4 protein-coding genes and 3 pseudogenes are annotated in these 5,689 nt (G+C 35.0%); 4 read left to right on the top strand and 3 right to left on the bottom strand.

The genetic code is table 11. From position 1 onward, the window contains the following. Positions 1-230, top strand: a pseudogene (locus tag HWQ37_RS29165) (hypothetical protein); the annotation flags it as partial. Positions 231-267: 37 nt separating this feature from the next. Here the strand turns inward: HWQ37_RS29165 and HWQ37_RS29160 are convergent. Further along, a complete protein-coding gene (locus tag HWQ37_RS29160; protein ID WP_292753897.1) occupies positions 268-1,005 on the bottom strand; it encodes a hypothetical protein in 738 nt (245 codons plus the stop codon). A gap of 50 nt (positions 1,006-1,055) precedes the next feature. After that, positions 1,056-1,784, bottom strand: a complete 729-nt coding sequence (locus HWQ37_RS29155; RefSeq protein WP_292753896.1) for a hypothetical protein — start codon at positions 1,782-1,784, stop codon at positions 1,056-1,058. 69 nt (positions 1,785-1,853) lie between these two features. Between HWQ37_RS29155 and HWQ37_RS29150 the strand changes: the two genes are divergently transcribed. The 3 genes and pseudogenes from HWQ37_RS29150 to HWQ37_RS29140 all read left to right on the top strand — a co-directional run. Further along, positions 1,854-2,795, top strand: coding sequence for an Rpn family recombination-promoting nuclease/putative transposase (locus HWQ37_RS29150; RefSeq protein WP_292753895.1), 942 nt, complete (start codon positions 1,854-1,856; stop codon positions 2,793-2,795). Positions 2,796-3,193: 398 nt separating this feature from the next. After that, a pseudogene (locus HWQ37_RS29145) lies at positions 3,194-3,642 on the top strand (ISAs1 family transposase); the annotation flags it as partial. Positions 3,643-3,644: 2 nt separating this feature from the next. After that, a pseudogene (locus HWQ37_RS29140) lies at positions 3,645-4,871 on the top strand (IS1634 family transposase); the annotation flags it as partial. Positions 4,872-5,425: 554 nt separating this feature from the next. Here HWQ37_RS29140 and HWQ37_RS29135 read toward each other — a convergent pair. Next, positions 5,426-5,689, bottom strand: a 264-nt coding sequence (locus HWQ37_RS29135) for a hypothetical protein (protein ID WP_292753894.1), incomplete at its 5' end; no start/stop codon positions are given.

Below are 5,689 nucleotides of genomic sequence, written 5' to 3'. Positions count from 1 at the left end.
AAGTTGTTAGCGTTCGCTGGTTTTTGATCCTACCTCACCAAATCGCGTTGCTCCCGTTACCGCAGCACATTACGGATTCCTCTGCAAAAGAGCAGGCAAAAAACTTCTACGGTTCGGTCAAAAATCTTGAGAGTGAAGATATTGCCAATGCAATTGTTTATGCCGTCACACAGCCGTCACACGTTAACGTCAACGAAATCTTGATCCGCCCAACTGAACAAGAATGGTAATTATAATTTCTGTACTTCAACGTACTTTAAAATATATTTATTGTTCATAATTTTGAGCGACTTCACTAATAATAGTTTGCAACAGAGAATTTATATTTTGTGGCTGAAAAGCATTAAGTCCAACCGAACTAAATCTTTGAATTGCTTGTTGATATGATTTTTTATCATCGTACCCTTCCTCGAAGTATTGATTATTGTAATATCCATAAAGAATAAAACTAGAATCAATCATTCTTATAAAATGTTCCGGTTGAGCAAGAGATTTTGCATTATTAAATAGCTGAATTAGATAGACATAAAAGTAAGTTAAAAAATCCTTAATTTCTTGCCGAGAAAATTCTGACTCAAATACTTGAACTGGCATTTGATTATTGTAAGTATCTGCTTCGTTCTCAAATAATTTATAGGTATTATATTCAAACCATCCACGAGAATCAAAAATTTGTATTAAATAAAAAAAATTACCTGTTGACTTTTTAACTATTAGTAATAGGTAAAAAATAAATGAGCCTTTCTCGTTATCAAATAAATTACTACTATTGCCAAACAGCCGAGTTAAAGTAATAAATAATTGTGCCAAATTAAGATTAGCTTTGTTATCAGGTTCTGAAAAATAAAGCTCCTGATAAAGGGTAAAATTATGTTTAATATCAATACTATTTACTTTGAGTAGTCTGTATTCAGCATCGTCTAGTCTCCAAAGTTCATATTTAATATTGTTTAATTCAAGTTCAACTTTAATACGTTCCCGAATTTGTCTAACTACTTGTTTCATCTATTTTGCTCTAATTCATTAAAAGCGTAGTATTGTCATAATGTAATGAGTCAATTGTCGATTATTTCGCTAGTTATGGTTTGCAAAATATTATTGATATTCTGCGAAGTTATGGAACTAATACCAATTGACTCTAAACTTTCAATAGCTGCAAGATATTCTGATTGAGATTGGTATTTCTCCTCAAAATAATGCTCATCTTTATAGCCGTAAAGGATAGACTCAGAACCAATCTTCTTGAAAAACTGCTCAGATGGTATCAAGAGCCTTCTACTTTGAAAACAGCCCTCAAGATAACCATAAAAATAACTGATAAAATAGTTGATTTCTTGGCGAGAAAATTCTATTTCAAAAGGTTCACGAAGTATTTGAGTATCATAACCTTCTACTTCAGCTTCTAGAACCCTGTAAAAGCTAAGATACAGTGTACCCCGATCATCATAAATATTAATTAAATAGAAGAATCTGCCTTGTGCTTTTTCTAAAACCAATAATACTGGAAAAGAGAAAGTACCTTTCCAATCGTCAATCCAATCACTGCTATCACCAAACAAGTGCGTCAAGCAGACATATAATTCAGCCAAATTGAGTTTATTTTTGTTCTCGCGTTCGGAAAGATAAAAGTGCATATAAAACATATAATCATCTTTAATAGGAAGGCTTTTTTGCCGAAGTTTTCTAAATTCAGCATCATCCAAACGCCAAAGCTCGTATGTAATATCTTTCCGTTTGAGCTTAACTTTACTGCGCTGTTTAATTTGTCTAACTATTTGCAACATGATAATTAATTGGCTCCAGTTTTCTAGTAATAATGTACTATATTAATGTTTTAGTTACAGCTTGACAACATGGTTAATGAAAATCCGCAGACAGAATTTGATAGCCCGTGGAAACAGATACTCCAACTGTATTTTGAAGAGTTCATGCTGTTCTTCTTTCCCCAAGCTCATAGCGAAATAGATTGGACTCAACAGCCTGAGTTTTTGGATCAGGAGTTACAACAGGTAGTGCGTGATGCGGAACTTGGAGAGCGGCTGGCAGATAAATTGGTGAAAATATACCGAACTGATGGCGAAGAATCCTGGATACTTGTGCATCTGGAAATTCAGAGTCAGGAAGAAAGCAACTTTGCAGCTAGGATGTTTACCTACAACTACCGCATATATGACAGATACAAGCGATCTGTTGCATCCTTGGCAGTTTTAGGTGATGAGCGTTCAAACTGGCGACCGAATCAATTTGGTTACAATCTTTTTGGCTGTACGGTTGAGTTCACATTTCCAATTGTTAAATTGTTAGACTATCAACAACGTCAATCTGAATTAGAAGCCAGCCGAAACCCGTTGGCGACTGTGGTGATGGCACATCTAAAGGCGATGGAGACACGCAATGATAGAATAGAGCGCAAGCAACAGAAATTGGTTTTAGTGCGTAGATTGTACGAACAAGGCTTAAGACGGGAAGATGTTATTAACTTATTCGGTTTCATTGACTGGATGATGACTCTACCAGCGCAACTAGAGGAAGAGTTTTGGCAAGAATATCGTGATTTTGAGGAGTCTTTAATTATGCAGTATGTTACTTCTGTTGAACGATTTGGTATTGAAAAAGGTAAGCTTGAAGCTTTGTTAAAAGGTATAGCCTTGGGATTAAAGCTCAAATTTGGAGAACCGGGTCAAGATTTATTCCCCGAAATCGAATCTATCCAAGATGTAAGCTTGCTAGAAGCCATCTTGGAGGGGATAGATACAGCAAGTACTGTTTCCAGGGCAAACGCATCTAAATATTGACGAGCCTGAATCAGGATGAAATACACCAAGACTCAAACTACATAAGGCTTTGAGGAAATTAAATCTCACTCAGCATGAAAATGATAATCATTGCGAAGGGGAGTTAGAGGCAGCCGACGGCTGCCTAAATTTTCACGGTCAGTTCTCCACTTAATAGCGTAGGTTTTCTCACAGTCTGATTCTCAAGAGTTTTAGATTAATGACTAGGAATCACGAGAAGAGCAGCGCAAAGAAAAACTCAATTTATGCGATCGCCAGCGCGTTGGGCGGTTACGCCATCGCTAACTGATTAAAGTGACTTTTACAGATGGCGTGAAAAGTCAGGACGACTGCCTGTCAAGGAACATGGTATTCTTGCAGGAACTCCAAAAAAGAATTTCATTCTGATTCTCCTTTCTATGAAGCTGAAACCAAAAATCACGATTGCTGACCATTTTGCGGTGATACAAGATCCACGAATAGATCGCACTAAACGGCACAATTTAATTGATATTATGACAATCGCAATAATAGCAGTGATTTGTGGGGCGGATGGCTGGGTGGCAGTAGAAACTTATGGTTGTGCAAAATATGAGTGGTTAAAAACATTTTTAGAGTTACCAAATGGCATTCCGTCCCACGATACATTTGCGCGAGTTTTTGCACAGATAAATCCCCAACAATTCGAGTCATGTTTTATTGATTGGATGAAATCAATACAAAAGATAACTAATGGTGAAGTTATCGCCATTGACGGGAAAACCTTACGTGGTTCTTACGACAAAAGTAATGAGCAAAGTGCAAAACAAAAATAGTAAGCGCCTGGGCAACTACAAGTAAATTAGTATTGGGACAAGTTAAAGTTGATATAGTTTACCGGAAGTAATATTTAATAATCAAAAACAATCAGATTATTTCGGAAAAGAAAATGAAGAGGGGAAATCACCTCAAGCGATAAAACTAACCTACGGTTATTCCCGTGACCATCGTCCAGACTTAAAACAATTTATTACAGAATTAGTATGTTCAGGAGATGGAGATATACCAATATATATCAAATCAGTATCAGGAAATGAAGTTGATTCTAAAAGATTCGGAGAAATCGCAGTCGAGTATCAGAAAAGAATACAAGTTGATAGTCTAATAGTAGCAGATAGCGCATTATATACAGAATCAAATATCAAGTTAATGTCGGGTATGAAATGGTTGACGCGAGTACCATTGACGATAAAATTAGCAAAAAGCTTAGTAATGAGTTTAGCAGAATCGGAATTTGTGAAAAGTGAAAAAACAGGATATTCATACGCCCAAAAGAAAATAACTTATGGAGATATAGAACAAAGATGGTTAGTTGTACAAAGTCGAGATAGAAAAAAATCTGACTTAAAAAAATTATTAAATAAAATAGAAAAAGCTTTGATAAATACTCAAGCTAAGTTAAAAAAACTAGCACAAGAAAAATTTGCTTGTGTTGCTGACGCTAGAAAAGAATTAACCAAAATAAGTAAAGAATTTAAATATCATCAGGTAGAAAATATTGAAATTCTCGAAAAAATTCCCGATATCAAAGAAGAGAATCAATCAAAATACTATCAAATTTCAGCAACTGTTAGTGAAAATAAAGATGTGATTGACCAAGAAATATTAAGTGCAGGAAGGTTTATAATTGCTACAAATGTTTTGTCAGATAAAGAACTGAACGATGAGAAAATGCTGTCTGAATATAAAGCACAGCAATCATGTGAGAGAGGATTTAGTTTTCTAAAAAACCCTTTATTTTTAGCAGATAGTATTTTTCTAAAAAGCCCAGAAAGAATAGAAGCATTAGCAGTGATAATGGGGTTGTGTTTGCTAGTTTATACTTTAGCGCAAAGAGAAATTAGAGCAGCTTTAAAATCCTTAAACTATACTGTAAAAAATCAATTAGGAAAAGCCATAAATAATCCAACCATGCGGTGGATATTTCAATGTTTTCAATCAGTTCATCTTGTGACTTTTCAACAAAAAACAGAATTTTACAATTTGACATCTGAAATGAAATACATTCTCCTGTTCCTCCCAGAAGCTTGCCGTAATTACTATAGATATATAAGTTGATTGATCAATATTATTAATATTTTAATTAGACCATTTAGCTCATTAATAAAATTAATGTTCTGAACAAATCATGTCGTTTTTAACTTTATTTTTCGATAAGCATAAGTTACAATTATGTATTAAGCTTGTAAAAATAAAATTATATTATTACAATTTTCCACCAAACCACTCTTATATTTATTGCTCCTTATTGAGAATATATCTAATAGATTTTCCTATCCCAAATCTGTTTTTTTTGAGATAAATGTAATTTTTTACTCCTTTTTCAGGAATCAACTTCCGTAATAACCGATTGTGACAGTTAAGGGTGCGGAATGTGGGATATAAACAATTTCAAATGGATAATTATTATCATCGATTACCCTACACTGGATACTCAAATATTACAAAGCATCCAAAAAACATTACGGTAAGCGAAAGTACCCGCAGCGCAAATTTCGTGAACATACTTTGAGTAAACTTAACTATGTATTAACTGGATTGTTAGCTAATACGCTTATATTAATCAATACCTGCACTAAAATCTACACATCAAGTGTCCTGTAGTGATTGCTCTACACCGCCATCAACCAATCGCACACCACAGACCTACACTCGTCTGCAAACTTAACCCAAACTTGCCACTGACCCAGGTATGCGTTCCAGTAAGGCTCACCATCAGCAACGCCAACAGAAGAGCCAACTTTTGAGACTAACTCACTGTAGAACTGACCAGCGCTGTCCAATCCTTGCCGCAGCTTCAGACTTAACCCCTTCCAGCCTTGAATAACAATATTTTCTGGGGTATGTGGTGCTGTGTCACTAACTGGTGTTGCTAA

This window comes from Nostoc sp. NMS4 (genome assembly GCF_017115095.1).
Lineage (GTDB): Bacteria > Cyanobacteriota > Cyanobacteriia > Cyanobacteriales > Nostocaceae > Nostoc.
The sequence above is the reverse complement of the archived record's forward strand: the minus strand, read 5'-3'. Positions and strand labels throughout refer to the sequence as shown.